The following is a 20279-nucleotide window of genomic DNA, read 5'->3' on the forward strand; positions in this document are numbered from 1 at the left end:
CTAAACAAATTCGCCTTGTTATTGCACATCGGGCATAGCTCTGAGTTGGGAAGAAATTTAATCAAATTGGTATTAGTGTAAAATAACATTTAAGGGTAAATATCACCAATAAGTTCAAGTTGAGTAAGGTAAATGCGTAAATCTAATTCTAATTGATGATAATCAGGCAACATGCTTTGGCACAGCTTGTAAAAAGCTTTGTTGTGCTCTTTCTCTTTTAAATGTGCTAACTCGTGTACCACTATCATGGCTAAAAAATCTTCAGGCGCTTTTTTAAATTGGCTGCCAATACGTAATTCATGTTTACTTTTTAACTTGTTACCTTGCACCCGAGATACATAAGTGTGTAAGCCAAGTGCGTTATTAATAATGTGAATCTTATCATCATATTTAATTTGGCTTATCGGATCTGACTTTTTTAAATATTGATTTTTTAATGCCATAACATAAACCCTAAGGGCTTTGTCATTGCTCACGTTATGGGTAGTAGGGTACTTATTTAGTAAGTATTTATCGAGGGTTTTATTGTCGATCATTTGCTGAACTTGACTTTTTATCTGCTCAGAGTAATTAGATAAGTATTTAAGCTTATTCGGCGCAAAATCAGCGGGGTTATACTCGGGTACTTGAAAGGTATTTTTATTAAATTTAGGTGGCATAAATAAGGATAAGTCTTAATAAAATCTAAAGCTACTGTACAGCATTATACTTTTTATTTTTGATGAGTGTAATAGATAGAGTGTTTACATAGGTAGCCAATGAAAAATATAGTTTATAAATAACTTCTTAAGTAATTTGTTATCTGTAAATTTTCTCATAATATTGATAATATATGCGCCATTATGAAAAAGAGTCTAATTCATAATCGCTTATACTTAACGTTAAATAGAGAATTTAAATGAATCCAATACTGCAAATTTTAAAAGAATTAAACATCAGTGATGAAAAAATCAATGAGCTTTTTCAAGCGTTAACGGAAAATCCAATGATGGCAATGGCGTTTATCAGCCAATTAAATATTCCAGCAGATAAGCTACAAGAAATCATGAGTATTGTGATGGCTGATCCAGGCCTTATCGAGGAAGCGGTTAATGAGTTAGGTTTAGATTACTCGAAAGTGGAAGAAGCAAAAGCAAAATTAACAACAGGTAATGCATAATGAGTTCAGCAGACGTAAAAACGAATGTGACTGATTTGATCAATCAACTTGATACAGCACCTGAAAGTGTTAGCTTTGAACAAGTAATGCAAGTAATTTCTGATAACTACAATTACACACCGACTACTTTTACTAATGGTGATGTAGCTAATGAAGCTGGTACTAATGAGGGCTCATGTAAAATATTTTATTTTGCTAAGTTAAATGCCTTAACAGCAGAGCAAACATTAGCGTGTTTTGCTCAATATTACCGTGAAGATGTACTTAAACACCCAGAAGCTACTGACCACGGCAATATCCGTAACTTCATCAAATTTGGTTGGGATAAAGTTGAGTTTAACTCAGCTGCACTAACGCCTTTAGTTTAGTGGTATTTTCTTACTCCTTTAAGGAATAACATCTTGCAATACATTGACACTGATAAAGCCAAGTCTTTAGTGTTTAGCCAAACCAATGTACCTGAAATTGCCGCGGACGAGTGTTTAATTAAAGTAAAGGCTATTGGTATAAATCGAGCCGATCTATTACAACGTGCCGGAAAATACCCAGCACCAACCGGTGAATCGCCTATTTTAGGTTTAGAGGTGTCGGGTGAAATATATCAATGTGGTGATGAGGTTACTGAGAATCACTTAGGAAAACAATGGCGAATTGGCGATAAGGTTTTTGCTTTAGTTGCAGGTGGCGGTTACGCACAGTTTGTAAAAGTAAAAGCAGCGCAGCTTTTTTGTTTGCCAGAACACTTTACTTTTGAACAAGGCGCAGCGTGTGCTGAAGTGTTTCTAACCGCTTATCAAAGTCTATTTAGTATTGCTAATTTAGCTGATGGGGCATCAGTACTCATTCATGCAGGGGCTAGCGGGGTAGGTAGTGCGGCAATTCAATTAGCCAAAGCTAAACAGTGTCATGTTACAGTAACTGTAGGCTCTGATGAAAAAGCTCAAGCTTGTCTAGCAATGGGTGCTGACAATGCCATTAATTATCATCGAACTGATTTTGTTACTTGGTCAAAAGAAAATATTGCATCAGGGTTTGATGTCATTATTGATGTAATAAGTGGTGATTATGTCGCTAAAAACATTAATGTAGCAGCACTTGATGGACATATTGTAATATTAGCTATATTAGGTGGACGTTATTGTGAGCAACTTGATGTGTCGAAAATGTTAAGTAAACGCCTAACATTTTCAGCTTCCACTTTACGTAATCGAAGTAATACTTATAAAGCCGATCTCGTCTTAAACTTTATTAATGACTTTTACAGTGATTTAGCGAAGGGTTCAATAAAACCTATTATTGATTCCGTTTATTCATGGCACGATGTTGAACAAGCACATGCTCATATGGCAGAAAATAATAACACTGGTAAAATAGTGTTACGTATATAAGTTGTATTTCTAATAATTATTCGTAATTTCAGTTAATTCTTTGTTTCATTTAAACGTGTAAATTGATAGCTTTAACCTATCTTTATACCTATTCATATTATTTATACATTATCCGTAGAGGAAGAACATGACAACACAGCTTCAAAAATTAAGTAAATTAACCACAGTTGTTGCAGATACTGGTGATATCGCCGAAATTGAGAAGTTTTCTCCTCAAGATGCGACAACAAACCCAAGCTTACTTCTTAAAGCCGCTTCAATTCCACAATATCAACCGTTAATTGATGAAGCGATTGCATGGGCTAAAACGCAATCTAACGATGTTGATCAACAAGTGATTGATGCTGGTGACAAATTATCAGTAAATATTGGTTTAGAAATTTTAAAATCAGTACCTGGCCGTATCTCAACAGAAGTTGATGCTCGTTTATCTTATGATGGCGAATCATCTTTGATTAAAGCGCGTAAATTAATCAAACTTTATAATGATGCGGGTATCAGTAATGATCGTGTATTAATTAAATTAGCCTCAACGTGGGAAGGCATTCAAGCGGCTGCAACCTTAGAAAAAGAAGGTATTAACTGTAACCTAACGTTATTGTTTAGTTTTGCCCAAGCAAGAGCATGTGCAGAAGCTGGGGTTTACTTAATCTCACCGTTTGTTGGTCGTATTCTTGATTGGTACAAAAAAGCAGAAGGTAAAGACAGCTACTTACCATCAGAAGATCCTGGTGTATTGTCAGTAACTGACATCTACAATTATTACAAACAACATGGTTACAATACTGTTGTGATGGGTGCAAGCTTCCGTAATGTTGAAGAAATACTTGAACTAGCAGGCTGTGATCGCTTAACAATTGGTCCAGGCTTATTAGAGCAATTGGAAGCTTCAACAGCTGATGTGCCTGTTAAGTTAGCCTACAGCGGTGAAATTAAAGCGCAGCCAGAGTCGTTAACTGAAGCACAGTTCCGTTGGGATCATAACCAAGATGCAATGGCGGTTGAAAAACTAGCGGAAGGTATTCGTAACTTTGCTATTGATCAAAACAAATTAGAAGTGACGTTAAGATCAAAATTATAGTTATAGTGGTATTTAACCTGATCTCGGTTTAATAAATCCTTCTCTAACAGCTATTGCAAGTAAGTTTGTCTTGAAGGTGAAGAAATTATCAAATTAGACTGCTAGATTAAATAATATTCTAAATAATTTCAATAAGTTAAAATTATATTAAACTAAGTTCCGGTTATTTAGCTTACGTTATATTGATATGCTGGTTTGAAATAAAAAGAGATGCTTACTAGCATCTCTTTTTATTTAGATAAGACTTTTTTAGAAGCGTCTGAGATATTAATCACGATATGTATTTGCACAATAGTTAGTATAGTTACCTCGCCACTACGACAATAAATATGAGCAAGGTGTTTTAATAATGACTTACTATACAAAAAAGCTATTAGGGTCTAATAACGATTAATAGCCCTATATTTTCTTTGCTACGCTTTAGTCGCTGCTTTCATATCATGAATGAATTGTGACATTTCAGTGAGCATTTTTTTATTATCATTTAGGTTGTTTTCAATCACCTTAACCACAGCAGAGCCACTGATTGCGCCTAAAGCACCCGCGTTAAGCGCATCTTTTACTTGTTGCGGCGTTGAAATACCAAAACCAATAACAGGTGGCGCAGCATTATAGTTATTTAAGCTTTCAATTAACTGGTTTGCTGTACTACTAACTGTATTTTTAGGCGTTTCAGGCGTATCTACACCGGTAACACCAGCACGACTTAATACATAGGTATAACCACGAGAAAGTGACGATACCGCACGTAAAGTGTCATCATTGGCATTAGGCGGGGCAATAAAAATTGGTGCAATACCATATTTTAACGCAGCCGCTTTAAATGGTTCGCTTTCTCTAATTGGTACGTCAGCAATCAATACTGAATCAACACCCGCTGCAGCCATATCTTTGTAGAAGGTATCAATACCGCGGGCAAATACTAAGTTACCGTAAAGTAGTAATCCAATAGGAATTTGTGGTGCGTATTCACGTACTTGCTTTAATATATCGATACAAGTATCAGGCGTAATGCCTTTACCTAAAGCACGCATTGCTGCATGCTGTATTGTTAAACCATCTGCACTTGGATCTGAAAAGGGAATGCCTAATTCAAGTGCATCGGCACCCGAATCAATTAAACTTTTAATTACTTCAAATGATTGCTCTGCATTTGGGTCGCCAATCATTACAAATGGGATAAAGGCTTTTTCATTTTTTTCTTTTAATGCAGCAAAAGCAGCTTGATAACGTGCGCCAGCTTCTTGAATATTTGTTTCTGCCGTAAGAGACTGTGACATTATGCTTCTCCTCTGTGTTTTACTCTTGTTGTCGATGCTGCAGCGTCAGGTGCGATAATTGCACGAACATGTGCTAAATCTTTATCACCACGGCCAGAAAGGTTCACTAAGTAAATTGTTTCCTCCGTTGCTGCTTCTGCCATTTTTAAGGCTTGAGCAAGGGCGTGAGATGATTCAAGCGCAGGGATAATACCTTCATTTTTCGCTAATGTTTGAAATGCCTCTAATGCTTCATCGTCATTAATTGGCACATATTGTGCGCGGCCAGTATCTTTTAAAAATGCGTGTTGTGGGCCAACAGCAGGGTAATCAAGCCCTGCTGATACAGAGTAAGACTCTTCAATTTGACCATCTTTATCTTGCATAATATAGGTGTAGTTACCGTGTAACATGCCTTTTGAGCCCGCTACCAAAGTTGCACCATGTTGAGTGGTGTTAATACCCTTACCACCGGCTTCAACGCCAATTAATTTAACGCCTTCTTCTTTAATAAAGTCGCTGAACATGCCGATAGCGTTTGAGCCGCCACCCACTGCGGCGATAACGTAATCAGGTAAGCGACCTTCTTCTTCAAGGAATTGTGCTTTAGCTTCCTCGCCGATCATTTTTTGAAATTCACGAACGATAGTTGGGAACGGGTGAGGACCTGCTGCCGTACCTAATAAATAATGCGCTTTATCGTAGTTTGCAGACCAGTCTCGAAGTGCTTCATTAACTGCATCTTTTAATGTGCCAGAGCCAGCCGTTACCGGAATAACTTCTGCGCCCATTAGCTCCATACGAAATACGTTAGGTTGTTGACGTTGGCAATCAACGGCACCCATGTAAATCTTACATTTTAAGCCAAGTAACGAACAAGCAATTGCGGTGGCAACGCCGTGTTGTCCGGCACCTGTTTCGGCAATAATTTCAGTTTTACCCATGCGTTTGGCAAGTAAAGCTTGTCCTAACACTTGGTTAGTTTTGTGAGCGCCACCGTGTAATAAGTCTTCACGTTTTAAGTAGATTTTTGCTAACGGGTTTTTAACTATATTACGACAACAAGTAAGCGGCGTAGGGCGACCAGCATACTTAGTTAATAAGTCATTAAACTCTTTTAAAAATGCTTCATCGGTTTGTGATTCAATAAAAGCGTGCTCTAATTGCTCTAATGCCGGCACTAATAATTCGCCGACATACATGCCACCAAACTCACCAAAATATGCGGGTAATGTTTCTTTGATGGATGATTTTTGAGTCGTTGTTTTGTCTGTCATCTTAATAATTCCTAATTTGCGAAAATACTTGGTTAAGCTTCTCGCTTGATTTAATACCTGGACTATCTTCAACACCTGAGTTGAGATCAAGGCCAAATAAATCGACATCTGTTAATTGCTCTATAGCTTGACCAATATTGTTATTGTTTAATCCTCCAGCTAAGAAGCTTTTTGATAAATCTTGCTCACTTTCGGTTAATACTTGCCAGTCAAATGACTCGCCACTACCTGGGCTTTTTCCATCAAGGACATGGTGCGTAACAGCAGGGTTTAATAAAGGTACACTTTGCGCTACAGGGCTTGCTTGCCATATTTGGCAAAAATCACAACCGTTATCACTTAGCTCTTGGGTTAATGCGCTAATGTATTGTGCATCTTCGCTACCGTGTAGTTGTACCGCGTTGAGCTTTAACGTTTTCACTAAATCAATAATAGTGTCTCTATTTTCATTCACAAAAACACCGACATATTCTAATTTAGCTTCAGCGTTAATAATATTTTTCGCTTGCTCTTTAGTTACATAACGTGGCGATTTTTCTGCAAATATCAACCCACCAAAACGAGCGCCAGCTTGTGCTGCAGCATTAGCATATTTAGCATCAGTTAAACCGCACACTTTATTGTTACCAAAGATGAGCTTACGGCAAGCTAAATCAATGTCTTGATAAACATTGTTTTTAGGGTCCATTAATGAACTGCCTACTAAGAATCCATCAACTGCTGGCGCTAATTCTCTTACTTGAGCATTGTTATAAATGCCTGATTCAGAAATTATAATCCTATCATCAGGTAAGGTTGGCGCGTATTCAAAGGTACGAATTAAATCGGTACTTAGATCACGTAAATTACGATTATTTATGCCGATCATTTTAGCATTTAAGGCAATAGCACGGTCACGCTCATCTTCAGTAGATATTTCCGTTAATATGGCTAAGTTATATTGCTCAGCAACGGCAGCTAGCTCTTTATATTCTTCATCAGATAAAACACTTAACATTAATAAAATAGCGTCAGCGCCGTAGTGTCTAGCTAAGTGAACTTGGTATGTATCAATAAAGAAGTCTTTGTTAAGTACCGGACATTTTACTGATTCAGTGACCGTTCTTAAATACTCAAAGTCACCCTGAAAATATTTTTTGTCAGTTAACACTGAAATAGCGGCGGCGTAATTATCGTAAATTTGGCAAATGCCTTTTACGTCAAAATCAGGACGAATAAGCCCTTTAGAAGGTGACGCTTTTTTACATTCGAGAATAAAGCCTGCGTAAGGTTTATCTTCTGTGCGGGTTAATGCCGCGTACATATCTTTAGTGGTTGGCACTAAATCGTTAATAAAAGTCTCGAGTGGTTTACTTATTTTTAAAGCGTCTATTTCAACACGCTTGTCATCAACAATGCGCTCTAATATGTTTTTTTCTTTTGGCGCATTAGCTGTTTGAGTATTGGTGGTCATAATTTTTTAAACCTTTTCGTTGTACGGTATCTATTTATTGTTCCGAAAGTTATTGATTCGAAAGCTCAACTAATTCGGTTAGCGTGCTAAACCCTTTACCTGAAGCAAGTACTTCAGTAGCAATTGCTGCTGCTTGTTTTAAGCTACCTGCTTTGTCATGTAAGTAAAGTAGTGCTGCGCAGTTAATGATAACTGCGGCATTGTGTGCTTCTTTGCCGTTGCCTGATAAAATACTTTTAATAATATCTGCGTTCTCTGCAGGTGTTCCGCCTTTTATATCATCAAGAGAATAATTTTTTAAACCAAAGTCTTGTGGCGATATAGTGCGTTCAATTAATTCATCATTGCGAATTTCAATCACTTGGGTATCACCATGTAAGGCTATTTCATCTAACCCACTACCGTGAACAACAAAAGCACGTTTAACACCTGTAAGTTGTAATGCCTTTGCGATAGGCAATAATAGCTCAGGAACATAAACGCCAAGCAACATGATGTTCGGTTTTGATGGATTAACTAATGGCCCCAAAATATTGAATATGGTGCGAATGCCCATGGCTTGACGAACAGGTCCTGCATATTTAAAACCCGTATGATAAGCAGGAGCATATAAAAAGCATAAGTTGGCTTTGTCTAAACAGTTATTCGCTGTTTCAGGCGACATGTTTAAATTTACGCCAAAAGCTTCAAGTAAATCAGCAGAGCCAGACATACTTGAAACACTACGATTACCATGTTTTGCCATTTTTAAACCACAAGCCGCAGCAAGTATTGCGGCTGTGGTAGAAATGTTAATAGTATTAGCGCCATCACCGCCGGTACCAACACAATCGGCAACGGTTGCATCATCTGTACGAGCAGGGAAGGCCGTTGCCGCATTACGTATTGCAATAGCAGCACCAGCAATTTCTTCTGGTGTTTCACCTTTAATTTTAAGTGCTGTTAACACACTCGCCATTAGTGCTGGTTCAATTTTACCTTCTAACACTTGTTGAAAAAAATCATGGCTTTGATTTTGTGTTAAATCAATACCGTCAACTAATGAAGGCAAGGTCGCTTTAATATCAGTAGCATTAGGTGTTTCGTTTTGAGTTGTTTGCGACATTTTATGCTCCTTTAATTTGCTGAGTACTGGCAGCATTATCTAATGATTTTGACATAGCTAATAAGTAGTCAATACCTTGCGCCAAAAGTGGCGTACCAAAAGTAGTTAAGATAGACTCAGGATGAAATTGGAAAGCTAATATCGCATCATCATCTTTACTAATGGCCATGCACATGCCGTTATAATCAGCTATAACATCAACACCTTGCGGAATATCTTTTCCTATTAATGAATGATAACGCGCTACAGGTAATGGATTTTGAATACCTTTAAAAGCGCCTTCGCCCGTGTGAGTTATATTTGACGACTTTCCGTGAATAATTTCTTCGGCGCGATCTACCTTACCGCCGTAATGTTCAATAAGTGCTTGATGACCTAAACAAATACCTAACATTGGGATTTTGCCTGCACATTTTGCAATAAGCTCCATCAAGCAACCGGCTTTGCTCGGCTCGCCAGGGCCTGGAGATAAAACTAATAACACAGGCTCAGCTGTTTTTGCCGTGTGCTCAAGCATTTTATTAAAAATGAAGTCAGCACTTAGGGTGTTACGATAAACACTTGGCTCGAAACCTAAACATTGAAATTCATCAACAAGGTTGTAAGTAAAAGAATCGAGGTTATCTAGCATAAATAATTTAGTCATTTGCCTGCTCCTTTACTGAAGTGCTTGTTGTAAGGTTTTCAGTTTCTTTATTTGCTAATAAAATTGCGCTGATCACTGCTTGCGCTTTTTGTCTGGTTTCGTTGGCTTCACTTTGTGGGTCTGAATCATAAACAACACCAGCCCCTGCTTGCACTTGCGCAACATTATTTCTTACAAAAGCAGAGCGAATTACAATACAAGTATCCATTTCGCCAGTACCGGTAACATAACCTACCGCGCCGCCGTAACTACCGCGACGTTTACCTTCTACTTCACGAATAAGCGAAGTCGCTTTAACCTTAGGTGCGCCAGAAAGGGTACCCATGTTCATACAAGCTTGGTAAGCATGTAATGCGTCAAGCTCTAAGTCTAAGGTGCCGCACACGCGTGAAACTAAATGCATTACATGCGAATATCTATCAACTTTAAGTAAGTCGGCAACATAGCGAGTACCGGGTTGCGATACTCTTGCTACGTCGTTGCGCGCTAAATCAACCAACATAATATGCTCGGCAGACTCTTTTTTATCTTGTCTTAGTTCTAGTTCTATACGGCTGTCTAAATCTAACGAAATGTTGCCTTGCTTATCACGGCCTCGAGGACGAGTACCGGCAATAGGGTAAATTTCTACATGACGATTACTAGCTTGATATTTTAAGGCTGACTCAGGTGAAGCACCAAACATACTGAAGTCACTGTCGTGTAAATAAAACATGTAAGGACTTGGGTTGCTGATTTTTAAGGCTTTATAAGCGGCAATTGAATCAACGCAAGGTAAGCTGAAAGTACGAGAAGGTACTACTTGAAAAATATCACCCGCTCTAATGTTTTCTTTTAATTGCTCAACAATGTCACAAAATTTCTCATCACTGATATCTACGGTTAATTCTTCACTTTTGTTTATTGATGTAGGAGCATTTATCGACGCAGCCTTAACATTTGATTTAAGCGCGGCAACTTGCGTTTCGGTAATTGTTTGGCTCAATGTTGCTTTAATACGAGTAACCCGCTCAGTTAATACAGTATGATTTTGTTTTGTTAAGTCAGCATCATTATCAGCAAAGACGTTTGCGACAATTTCAGTACTTTGACATTCATGGTCAATAATAACTAAGGTTTCAGCTAAGTAATAAACAAAGTCAGGACAGCTGTTTTCACCGTCAGCAACTTTTGGCAGATCTTCAGCAATAGCCATTAAATCAAACGCAAAAGCGCCACCTAAAAATATTGAAAAAGGGTGGTTTTCATCATTAGTCAATTGATTAAATAATCGTAAGCTGTGTAATGGGTTAATAACACTTAAACGTGCTTTTTCATCAAGATCTGTAGGAACTGGAGCAAAGGTGGCAATAAATGATTTTTTATCAGCGCTAAAATCAAGATTAGCGTGTGGAGATAATTCACTCGCTGCGAAATTAAGAGCGCTTTCACCATTTAAAGTTAATGCTGAAAAAGTTACTGAGTTACCGTTACAGACAATTTTTACTGCTGCGTCAGTTAACAATAAGCTTTTTAATAAATGCTTTTTATCAATCTCCGCAGATTCCAATAAAATATTATTTTGTTGCTCGTGGCATAATAATTGGTAAACACTTAATGGATCGTTTTGATAGCTAGCGCTATCCTGTATTGTGGTTACTTTACTGGTGTTTTCGCTTGTACTTTGGAATGTATTAGTCATTTTGAATTCTTCTATTTAGTTTATTGTGAGAGTTATTGTCAGCCTGCGTAAATTGGCAACAGCCACCATATAAACCATGTTTTTGCTTTGATCATTTTGAATCCTTTGTTAACGTTTTAATTAACAATATCGTTAAAGTTACGGCAACATTTTAACGAGAAAAACCCGCTAAAATGAGCGGGTTTTTTTTGAATTTTGTTATCTTTTTTAACTTTTTGAAAGATACACGTAAATTTCACAACCCACTTATGTAGAGTTATGCCACCAATTTACTGTTAAATGTGTATTTACTAAATGCATCTTTTTTTTACCTTGAGTATGTTAAATGAATCATCTCTTACTGTATGGTTTATTCTCTAATCCATGTGTTTTTTATGACTAAAGAAACAGGATAAAATACCGAGTTAGTTTACATAAAAAGTATCATTGTTTACTTATAATCAGTAAACTTAGCACTAAGACAATGATTTACCCCTATAGAAGACCTTATTATGGCGTTACTGTCAACCATTGATTTTCCTCATAAGATAGTAGAAACCGAAGGTTTTGCACATAAACGTATCGATTTACACAGTCACACTAATTGCTCTGACGGCACTTTATCGCCGCAAACACTGATAGACCGAGCGGTTAACTTTCAACTTAATGTTTTAGCTATTACTGATCACGACACAGTTGCTGGGCTTGATATAGCGCAAAAGCATATAGAAGAAAAAAACATTCCACTTAAATTAATTAGCGGCATTGAAATATCTACAGCGTGGCAAGGTTTTGAAATTCATATTGTTGGGTTAAATATTGATAAAAATAATAGCGCACTTACGGCATTAATAGCACAGCAGCAGCAAGCGCGTGAAGACAGAGCAAGAACAATGGGTGAAAAACTCGCTAAATGTGGCTTTCCTACAATATATGAAGACGCTAAAGAAATGGCAGGTGAAGGCTCTATTACCCGTGCCCATTTTGCCAAAGTGCTGCATCAGCAAGGGCATGTAAGCACAATGCAACAAGCCTTTGATAAATATATTGGTAAGAAGGGCTCAAAAGGGCAACGTGCTTATGTAAAACCTAATTGGTGTAGTATTGAAGAAGCTGTTGACGTTATTCATCAAGCCGGCGGTAGTGCCGTAATGGCGCATCCAATTCGTTATGACTTATCAGCAAAATGGTTGCGCCGTTTAATTGTTGATTTTAAAGAAGCTAATGGCGATGGTTTGGAAGTGGTTTTACCGCAAATGAATCCAGAGCAACGCAAGAAAATGTTAGGTTATTGCAACGAATACGATTTACATGCTTCTATGGGATCTGATTTTCATTATCCCAATAGGTGGAGTGATTTAGGTCGTAACTTAACAATGCCTGTTGGCGCAACGCCTGTTTGGGCGCAATGGCAGTAAACTTACTCTAAACTAATAAATAAGCGTAATTAAATAATTATCTGTTTCAAAAAAGGAGAGCTTTATGAGCCAGTTTTTTTATGTACATCCAGATAACCCACAAGGTCGTTTAATGAAACAAGCGGCAGACATTATTAAAGATGGTGGTGTCATTGTATACCCAACAGATTCAGGTTATGCCTTAGGCTGTCATTTAGGCGACAAAAAAGCCTTAGAGCGAATTTGTCGAATTCGCGATATAGATAAAGAGCATAACTTTACTTTGGTGTGCAAAGATCTTTCTCAATTATCAGAATATACTCGTATCGATAACAGTGCTTATCGCTTATTAAAAAGCCATACACCAGGTGCTTACACTTTTATTTTTAAAGGCAGTAAAGAAGTCCCTAAGCGTTTATTAAACCCGAAAAAGAAAACAATTGGTATACGAGTACCTGATAATACTATTGTACAAGCCTTGTTGACTGAACTAGCAGAGCCTATAATGTCTACCAGTTTAATCATGCCTGGCAAACAAATGGCTGAGTATGATCCAGAAGAAATTCGAGATTTATTAGAACATCAAGTTGATTTAATTATCAACGGTGGTCATTTAGGGGAACACCCTACTACCGTAATTGATTTTTCTAATGACAGTATTGAAATACTACGTGAAGGGGAAGGCGATCCTTCTCCATTTCAATAACCTAGATTAATAACAAAGTTTACCGCGCTATTAAGTCAGTTATTGAAACAAGAACAATGAGCCAGAAGTTAGCTACTTGGGAGCTGCTACTGACGTAACAGAGTAAAGAACATGACGGTTGATAAGAAAAAACAAGCAAGAAAAGACGAAGCCTTAGACAAAAAGTATGGCACCCGAGGTACGGCAAAAAGTACCGCAAAAAAAGGTGTTGTTAAAAAAGGTTTATCAAAAGATGCCATAGCTAAAAAAGGTTTGGCAAAAAAGGGCGCAGGTAAAAAAGTGCCAGAGAAAGTAGAAAAGGTTGATTTCACTACGGCTAAACATACTGACTCAGAAAAAATTCAAAAAGTATTAGCACGTTCTGGTAAAGGATCTCGTCGTGAAATGGAAATGATGATCAGCGAAGGTCGCGTTAGTATTGATGGTAAGGTAGCTTTTTTAGGTGACCGAATTAGTGGCAATGAACAAATTCGTCTTGATGGTCATACCGTAAAATTAACTTCGCAAGAAGAAGAAATTTGTCGCGTACTTGTATATAACAAGCCGGAAGGCGAAATGTGTACCCGTAAAGATCCTGAAGGGCGAGCAACTGTTTTTGATAGACTACCGCCACTTGAAACAGGACGTTGGGTTGCTGTTGGTCGATTAGATATTAACACATCAGGTATGTTGTTATTTACCACAGACGGTGAATTAGCAAACCGCTTAATGCACCCATCACAAAAAGTTGAACGTGAATATGCGGTACGTGTTTTTGGTGAAATAAACGAAGCCATGTTACAAACCTTACGTACCGGTGTTAAATTAGAAGATGGTCCAGCTCGCTTTCAGAAAATTACCTATCGTGGCGGCGAAGGAAGAAACCATTGGTTCCATGTGGTGTTATCAGAAGGGCGTAACCGTGAAGTTCGTCGTTTATGGGAAAGCCAAGACGTACAAGTAAGCCGACTTATTCGTGTTCGTTATGGTGACATGGAAATGCAACGACAATTACCGCTAGGTGGTTGGAGAGAATTAGGCTTAAAAGAAGTAAACTATTATCGTCAACTGGTTACTTTGCCGCCTGAAACAGCAAGTAAAGTGAAAGTTGATGAAAAAGCTATGGATAATGCGAAAAGTCGCCGTATTCGTCGTTCGGTTAAAAAACATCAATTACGCAATAAACAAAGTACACGTCGTCGTCATAAGTAGTGCCTGAAATTAGTGACTAAATAAATAGTTCATTAACATGATTTTTAACCTCTAAAGGGAAAATCATGTGTTTTATCAATTCAAACTATTCGTTAATTTTATGTTGGCTCCTGCACTAATTTAAAAAACTCATTTTAGAAAAAGAAAGATTATGGATTATCAATTAATTGAAGATCAGCAAAGTTTAAATAAATTATGTGAACAACTAAATAAAGCGACCGTTTTAGCAATAGATACCGAGTTTGTTCGCACTCGTACCCTTTATGCAAAATTAGGTTTACTGCAAGTATGCGATGGCACAAATTTAGCGCTTATTGACCCACTTGCTATAGATGATTTATCACCTTTTTGGGAATTATTAACGAACGCCAATATCACTAAAGTACTACATGCTTGTTCGGAAGACTTAGAAGTTTTTTTAACTTCAGGTAACTGTAAGCCTGTTAATTTAATTGATAGCCAAATCATGATGTCGTTTCTTGGTCATGGCTTGTCTATTGGTTATGCAGCTATGGTGGAGCATTATACAGGTATTGAATTAGACAAGTCGGAATCTCGCACCGACTGGACTAAAAGGCCGTTAACAACAAAACAATTAGCGTACGCAAGTGCTGATGTTGATCATTTATTTGCGTTGTACCCTAAATTATTAGCAGAGCTTTCTGATACTGGTTTTTTAGAATATGCCCAGTTAGAAAGCCAAGCGATGATTGATAAAAAATTTACACCTATTGATGAAAACACTCTGTATTTAAATATTAAAATGAACTGGCGTTTAAATCCTAAGCAATTAAATATATTAAAATATTTAGCAAGTTGGCGTTTTCAACAGGCTAAAGTACGTGACTTACCTATTGGATTTGTTGCTAAAGATCATACCTTGATGGCTTTGGCGCAAAGTAACCCTGCCAGTGTTAGTGCAATGCTGTCACTTGAAGGTGTTGAAAACCAAGATGTTCGCCATAAAGGTAAAGCTATGTTGGCAGTATTAAATCAAGCAAATAAAGCTGAGATCTCCACTTACCCTGAGAAAATTAGCCGCTTAGATGAGTACCCAGGTTACAAACAAATATTTAAAAAATTAAAAGCATTTTTAATTGTTGCTGCAGAAAGAAAGGGGCTGACTATTGAAAATGTTGCTTCGAAAAAACAGATTAATCAATTTTTAACTTGGCAGTTTGACCTTAATGATGCTCGTGCGAGTGATGATAAAGTAGATCTACTTACAAGCTGGCGCTATGAGTTATTTGGTGAAGCATTGTTAGCTTTTGCGGACCAAGGTTACTAAAGTACATTTTTATTAACAAAAAACAGTGTCAAGCTGTATGGGGTTACTGTTTGCCTCATGGTATATTGATAAAGTAATTAATTAATTAACTTTTAAAAGTGAACTTACTAAACATAGTAAGGTTAAACTCATTCACATTTTTATTATTACGTCTAATAGGTCTCCATTATGCTATGCACTATTTATAAAAGCCCTAAAAAAGCTCAAACTTATCTATTTATTAACAAACGAGATGACTTTTCAGCAGTACCTGAAGCGTTAATGAAAACGTTTGGTACACCAATATTGGTGACAATTATAAACTTAACTAGCAAAGAAAAGCTTGGTATGGCCGATATAGTCAAAGTTAGAGAAAGCTTAACTGAGCAAGGCTTTTATCTACAATTACCACCACCGCAAGAAGACTTATTAAAAGAGTTTCAAGCTGAAATGGCAGCTAAAAAAGCACAAGGAGAAATTTAATGAATATCAGCCTTAAAAAAGTGGCAATATCAGCACTTTTTCTTGTTGCTACAATAAATCAGACTCAAGCGGCTCAAAAAGAATTAACAGAAGAGGGTTTTGCTAGTTATGTTACAGAATTAAAAGCTGAAGCCTTAGGTAAAGGGTTTAGCCAAGCACTTATTGATGAAAGTTTTTCTGAAGTTAAGTTTCATAAACGCGCTGTTTCCGCTGATAGAAGTCAGCCAGAAACAGTGGAAACTCTCGATACTTATTTACCTAAACGTGTACCTAAGTGGAAGGTTGATAAAGCACGAGCCTTATATAAAGAGCATGAAGTGTTGTTACAGGAAATAGGCGACAAATATCAAGTTCAACCGCGTTTCATTATTGCTTTATGGGGGCTAGAAACAAACTTTGGCACTTATACTGGCGGTTATAATGTAGTGTCGGCATTATCAACACTTGCTTACGAAGGTCGACGAGAAGCCTTTTTTAAAAAGCAATTAATGGCTGCACTCACTATTTTAGATGAAGGTCATATTACAAGTCATGATATGAAAGGATCTTGGGCTGGCGCTATGGGGCAAAACCAATTTATGCCAACCTCTTTTTTAGGTTATGCGGTAGATGGTGACGGCGACGGTAAAAAAGATATTTGGAATAACCAAGTTGATATTTTTTCATCGATGGCTAATTATTTGAAAAAAGAAGGTTGGAATGACGAAATAACCTGGGGGCGTCAGGTTAAATTACCAGAGAATTTTGATTATAGTTTAGCGATTCCAAAGAATACTGGAGGCCGAAAAAACTGGTTAAAAGCATGGGCTAAAACAGAAAAAACACTAGTACAGTGGCAAGCGCTTGGAGTACGGCGTGTAGACGGTACTAACTTACCAAATGTAGATATTAAAGCTGCATTAGTTTTCCCTGATGACAAAGATGGCCGTGCCTACCTTGCGTATGATAACTATAAAACTTTAATGCATTGGAACCTATCATATTACTTTGTAAGTTCAGTTGGCCATTTATCCGATCGTATTAAGTTTCCACCTATTCAATAAAGTGAGATATTGAATAGTTATATGTAAAATAAAGTCCTGAACTCCAAATTTTAGTTATATTTAATGATATTAAGTTAAAAAAGTAGTAATAAATGAAAGATAAAAAAACAGCAGAGCAACCCTTTTGGGAAACTAAAGACCTAGCCGATATGACACGACCTGAGTGGGAGTCATTGTGTGATGGCTGTGCAAAATGCTGCTTAAATAAGTTTATTGATGATGATCAAACAGACGAAGAAACAGAGCTTTTACCAACGGATTATATCGATGAAGGTGAATCTATTTATTACTCAAATATTGCTTGTCACTTATTAAATGAAAAAACTTGTCAATGCTCTAAGTATGAAGAACGAACCAACTTGGTACCTGATTGTGTACGACTTTCTCAAGAAAATATTAATGCGGTATTTTTTATGCCGCCAAGCTGTACTTACCGTCGTTTAAAAGAAGGACGCGGTATGCCATCGTGGCACCCATTGCTTAATAAAGGTAAAAAGTCATTGATGCATAAGTCAGGTATGTCGGTACGCGGCAAAATAGTAAAAGATGATGAAGTGAGTATTGATAAATTTGAAGACTTTATTGTAAGTTGGCCGTTAAACGACTTAGATTAAATGAAGCGCGTTAATCTTTAAATTTAAACTAATAAAAAAGCAGACTATGAAAATAGTCTGCTTTTTTACCTTTTATCGATTAAATTATCGTTAAGGGAAGTTGTTAGATACGTCCGGTAATATAGGCTATCACAACTGTTACGGCTTTCTAGCTATAACGAATCGATTTAATAGCACAACGACAAAAGCAGCAGTATATACGCCATAAACAACAATCATCCATTGTGGCATGCTGTAATCTAAAAACTGCCAGCTAATTTCGCCACAATCACCTGTTGCCTCAAACAAAAATGGTATCCACTCATGTAGCGGTGCCCAAGTAGGGAAGTTAGGGATAATGTCACAGCTAAAGAAAAATGAGCCACTGTTACTTTGTGCTTCTACATGCTCAAGGGCAATGATGAGGCCCCAAATAGCGCCTGTTCCCCACAACCCAAAAGCGATTATGCGAGCAAATAAGTTCTGAGCCGCAACACTACCGATAATACCTGCTGAAAAAATGGAAATGATTGCGAGTCGCTGATAGACACACATAATACAAGGCTGTAAATCTAGTATATATTGAAAATATAAAGCAGATAACTCTAAACCTAATGCAGATAATGCTAATAATAACCACGGCCTTTGCGTGGTTGTTATATTGCTTAAATAGTTCACAGGAACTCCTTGAAAATAAGATAATAAAAAAGCTTCTAACCCGCTAGAAGCTTTTAAAATCATAACATGAAGAAAGTCTATTGAAGACTTAATTTATTAATAACTCATCTTAATAATGTAAGTATTTGTTCTAGAACAAATAGTGACTAATTAATAAGTAAATGTACATAGATACTCGCACCATAGCCTAGTGCGATAACTGGCGTCCATTTTAGGTGACTGAAAAAGGTGTAATATCCTCTTGCTTGCCCCATTAACGCAACACCAGCGGCAGAGCCAACCGATAATAAACTACCACCAACACCAGCCGTTAGTGTTACTAGCAACCATTGGGTGTGATTCATATCTGGTTGCATCGTTAATACGGCGAACATAACCGGGATGTTATCAACAATAGCAGATAAAATACCAACTAATATATTAGCATTTGTAGCACCCAATTCACCGTACATAAACTCTGATGCCATACCAAGGTAACCAATAAAACCTAAGCCGCCAACGGCTAAAATAACACCATAGAAGAAAAATAAAGTATCCCATTCTGCTTTGGCTATTTTATCAAAAATATCAAATTCATCGGTAATATTATGACCTGTTGGTAAGTCTGAATGATCAATGGTTGCATGACCTATTTTTCTTAGGTAGTAACCAAAGAATTTCAAGTAACCTAAACCTAACATCATGCCGAACACTGGAGGTAAGTGAAGGAAATTATGGAAAGATACAGCTGTTAAAATAGTTAAGATAAATAAACCTACAATAAATAAACCACCTCTTTTAATAGGGGTTATTTTACTTGCTGAAGAGCTTGGGTTACCTTTAGGTAAGAAAAACTGCATTATAAAAGCAGGAATAATAAAGTTGACTACTGATGGTAAGAATAAATGGAAGAACTCGGTAAACTGCACGATACCTTTTTGCCAAACCATTAACGTTGTAATATCACCAAACGGACTAAATGCGCCACCAGCATTGGCGCCAACAACTATGTTTACGCAGCTCATAGCAACAAATTTAGGTTCGTCTTTACCAACGGCTAACACTACAGCACACATAATTAATGCGGTTGTTAAGTTATCGGCTATTGGCGAAATAAAGAAAGCTAAAATACCAGTTATCCAAAAAAGAGCTCGATAACTATAACCTTTTTGTACTAACCAATCGCGTAACGAGTTAAAAACATCACGTTCCAATAATGCATTAATGTATGTCATTGCTACTAATAAGAAGAAAAATAATTCAGCATACTCAAGAAAGTTATGGCGAATAGCGGTTTCAGCCGCATGAGGCATTCCATTTGAAACATAGTAAGCAGCAATTAAAATCCAAATTAAGCCTGCAGCAAGTAATACGGGTTTAGATTTTCTTAAATGTAATTGTTCTTCTAAAATGACCAAAGAATAGGCTAAAACAAAGATTGCAATAGCAGTATAGCCAATCCAGTGACTAGTTAAATCAATACTTTGGTGTGCGGTGTTTGCGGCAAAAGCTAGGCTTGGAAAAAGCACAGCAGTTAATGTTAGTAAAAGGTATACAAATGGTTTCATGGGGTTCTCTAGGGACTAAAGGTTGTATTTTGGTATTGCTAATTAATTCGGCGTGAATTCTAACAAAAATTTCACAAAATTACAGAATTATGACATTGATAAATTATTAATTAGTGAAATAAATAATGGTTAGTTGATTTAATTCAACTTTTACTTTTGGCAAAATTAATGCTTAAACTGAATTATTACTCTAATTTTTTTATTTACTATTTATTTGTCATGCTGTTCAATAATAGGAAGAACAAATATTTCTATAAATAATCGTTACAAAATGAACTGAACAGCGATTTGCATCGCCCTTGTACAAAGTAGTACTTCTGGTACAATCAGTTCTTATCTTCTTCTC

At 37.0% G+C, this 20279-nt stretch carries 20 protein-coding genes; 11 read left to right on the forward strand and 9 right to left on the reverse strand.

Annotated features, from left to right (window positions below; all coding sequences use genetic code 11):
* Positions 1 to 89 precede the first annotated feature (89 nt).
* Positions 90 to 536: a YgjP-like metallopeptidase domain-containing protein gene (locus KO502_RS12820; protein ID WP_252730759.1), complete on the reverse strand. Its 447-nt coding sequence runs from the start codon at positions 534 to 536 to the stop codon at positions 90 to 92.
* Positions 537 to 898: 362 nt separating this feature from the next.
* Between KO502_RS12820 and KO502_RS12825 the strand changes: the two genes are divergently transcribed.
* The 4 genes from KO502_RS12825 to tal all read left to right on the forward strand — a co-directional run bounded on the left by KO502_RS12825 (position 899) and on the right by tal (position 3628).
* Positions 899 to 1159: a DUF2999 family protein gene (locus KO502_RS12825; RefSeq protein WP_216022957.1), complete on the forward strand. Its 261-nt coding sequence runs from the start codon at positions 899 to 901 to the stop codon at positions 1157 to 1159.
* On the forward strand, positions 1159 to 1527 hold the full coding sequence (locus tag KO502_RS12830) for a HopJ type III effector protein (RefSeq protein ID WP_216022958.1): 369 nt from the start codon (positions 1159 to 1161) through the stop codon (positions 1525 to 1527). The genes KO502_RS12825 and KO502_RS12830 overlap by 1 nt, the downstream gene beginning before the upstream one ends.
* Before the next feature lie 33 nt (positions 1528 to 1560).
* Complete coding sequence (locus KO502_RS12835; protein ID WP_216022959.1) at positions 1561 to 2547, forward strand: zinc-binding dehydrogenase; 987 nt, start codon at positions 1561 to 1563, stop codon at positions 2545 to 2547.
* A 127-nt stretch (positions 2548 to 2674) separates the two neighbouring features.
* Positions 2675 to 3628, forward strand: coding sequence for a transaldolase (gene tal / locus KO502_RS12840; RefSeq protein ID WP_216022960.1), 954 nt, complete (start codon positions 2675 to 2677; stop codon positions 3626 to 3628).
* A 413-nt stretch (positions 3629 to 4041) separates the two neighbouring features.
* Here tal and trpA read toward each other — a convergent pair whose 3' ends face one another.
* The 6 genes from trpA to KO502_RS12870 are packed head-to-tail and all read right to left on the reverse strand — an operon-like array spanning position 4042 to position 11049.
* On the reverse strand, positions 4042 to 4908 hold the full coding sequence (trpA, locus tag KO502_RS12845) for a tryptophan synthase subunit alpha (RefSeq protein WP_216022961.1): 867 nt from the start codon (positions 4906 to 4908) through the stop codon (positions 4042 to 4044).
* Entirely contained in the window at positions 4908 to 6164 is a 1257-nt protein-coding gene (gene trpB, locus KO502_RS12850) for a tryptophan synthase subunit beta (protein ID WP_216022962.1), read from the reverse strand. Before trpB ends, trpA begins: the two co-directional genes overlap by 1 nt.
* A gap of 1 nt (position 6165) precedes the next feature.
* Positions 6166 to 7617, reverse strand: a complete 1452-nt coding sequence (gene trpCF / locus KO502_RS12855; protein ID WP_216022963.1) for a bifunctional indole-3-glycerol-phosphate synthase TrpC/phosphoribosylanthranilate isomerase TrpF — start codon at positions 7615 to 7617, stop codon at positions 6166 to 6168.
* Between the two features lie 49 nt (positions 7618 to 7666).
* The gene (trpD, locus tag KO502_RS12860) at positions 7667 to 8722 is read right to left on the reverse strand and encodes an anthranilate phosphoribosyltransferase (RefSeq protein WP_216022964.1); all 1056 of its coding nucleotides are present in this window, start codon (positions 8720 to 8722) and stop codon (positions 7667 to 7669) included.
* Between the two features lies 1 nt (position 8723).
* Positions 8724 to 9368 carry an aminodeoxychorismate/anthranilate synthase component II gene (locus KO502_RS12865; RefSeq protein WP_216022965.1) on the reverse strand — a complete coding sequence of 215 codons (645 nt, stop codon included), beginning with the start codon at positions 9366 to 9368 and terminating at the stop codon, positions 8724 to 8726.
* Positions 9361 to 11049, reverse strand: a complete 1689-nt coding sequence (locus KO502_RS12870; RefSeq protein WP_216022966.1) for an anthranilate synthase component 1 — start codon at positions 11047 to 11049, stop codon at positions 9361 to 9363. The genes KO502_RS12865 and KO502_RS12870 overlap by 8 nt, the downstream gene beginning before the upstream one ends.
* 491 nt (positions 11050 to 11540) lie before the next feature.
* Here KO502_RS12870 and KO502_RS12875 point away from each other — a divergent pair, with 491 nt between their 5' ends.
* The 7 genes from KO502_RS12875 (at position 11541) to KO502_RS12905 (ending at position 17729) form a co-directional block, all read left to right on the forward strand.
* The gene (locus tag KO502_RS12875; RefSeq protein ID WP_216022967.1) at positions 11541 to 12446 is read left to right on the forward strand and encodes a PHP domain-containing protein; all 906 of its coding nucleotides are present in this window, start codon (positions 11541 to 11543) and stop codon (positions 12444 to 12446) included.
* Positions 12447 to 12510: 64 nt separating this feature from the next.
* A complete protein-coding gene (locus tag KO502_RS12880; protein ID WP_216022968.1) occupies positions 12511 to 13131 on the forward strand; it encodes an L-threonylcarbamoyladenylate synthase in 621 nt (206 codons plus the stop codon).
* A 111-nt stretch (positions 13132 to 13242) separates the two neighbouring features.
* On the forward strand, positions 13243 to 14322 hold the full coding sequence (rluB, locus tag KO502_RS12885) for a 23S rRNA pseudouridine(2605) synthase RluB (RefSeq protein WP_216022969.1): 1080 nt from the start codon (positions 13243 to 13245) through the stop codon (positions 14320 to 14322).
* Positions 14323 to 14473: 151 nt separating this feature from the next.
* Complete coding sequence (gene rnd, locus KO502_RS12890) at positions 14474 to 15610, forward strand: ribonuclease D (RefSeq protein WP_216022970.1); 1137 nt, start codon at positions 14474 to 14476, stop codon at positions 15608 to 15610.
* A 168-nt stretch (positions 15611 to 15778) separates the two neighbouring features.
* Positions 15779 to 16072: a YcgL domain-containing protein gene (locus tag KO502_RS12895; protein WP_216022971.1), complete on the forward strand. Its 294-nt coding sequence runs from the start codon at positions 15779 to 15781 to the stop codon at positions 16070 to 16072.
* A complete protein-coding gene (locus KO502_RS12900; RefSeq protein ID WP_216022972.1) occupies positions 16072 to 17115 on the forward strand; it encodes a lytic murein transglycosylase in 1044 nt (347 codons plus the stop codon). Before KO502_RS12895 ends, KO502_RS12900 begins: the two co-directional genes overlap by 1 nt.
* Before the next feature lie 92 nt (positions 17116 to 17207).
* The gene (locus KO502_RS12905) at positions 17208 to 17729 is read left to right on the forward strand and encodes a YcgN family cysteine cluster protein (RefSeq protein WP_216022973.1); all 522 of its coding nucleotides are present in this window, start codon (positions 17208 to 17210) and stop codon (positions 17727 to 17729) included.
* Positions 17730 to 17867: 138 nt separating this feature from the next.
* Here KO502_RS12905 and dsbB read toward each other — a convergent pair whose 3' ends face one another.
* Positions 17868 to 18386, reverse strand: a complete 519-nt coding sequence (gene dsbB, locus KO502_RS12910) for a disulfide bond formation protein DsbB (protein WP_216022974.1) — start codon at positions 18384 to 18386, stop codon at positions 17868 to 17870.
* 146 nt (positions 18387 to 18532) lie between these two features.
* The gene (gene nhaD / locus KO502_RS12915; protein ID WP_216022975.1) at positions 18533 to 19933 is read right to left on the reverse strand and encodes a sodium:proton antiporter NhaD; all 1401 of its coding nucleotides are present in this window, start codon (positions 19931 to 19933) and stop codon (positions 18533 to 18535) included.
* Positions 19934 to 20279: the final 346 nt, after the last annotated feature.

This window comes from Colwellia sp. E2M01, assembly GCF_018860585.1.
In the GTDB taxonomy this organism is placed as follows: Bacteria; Pseudomonadota; Gammaproteobacteria; order Enterobacterales; family Alteromonadaceae; genus Colwellia.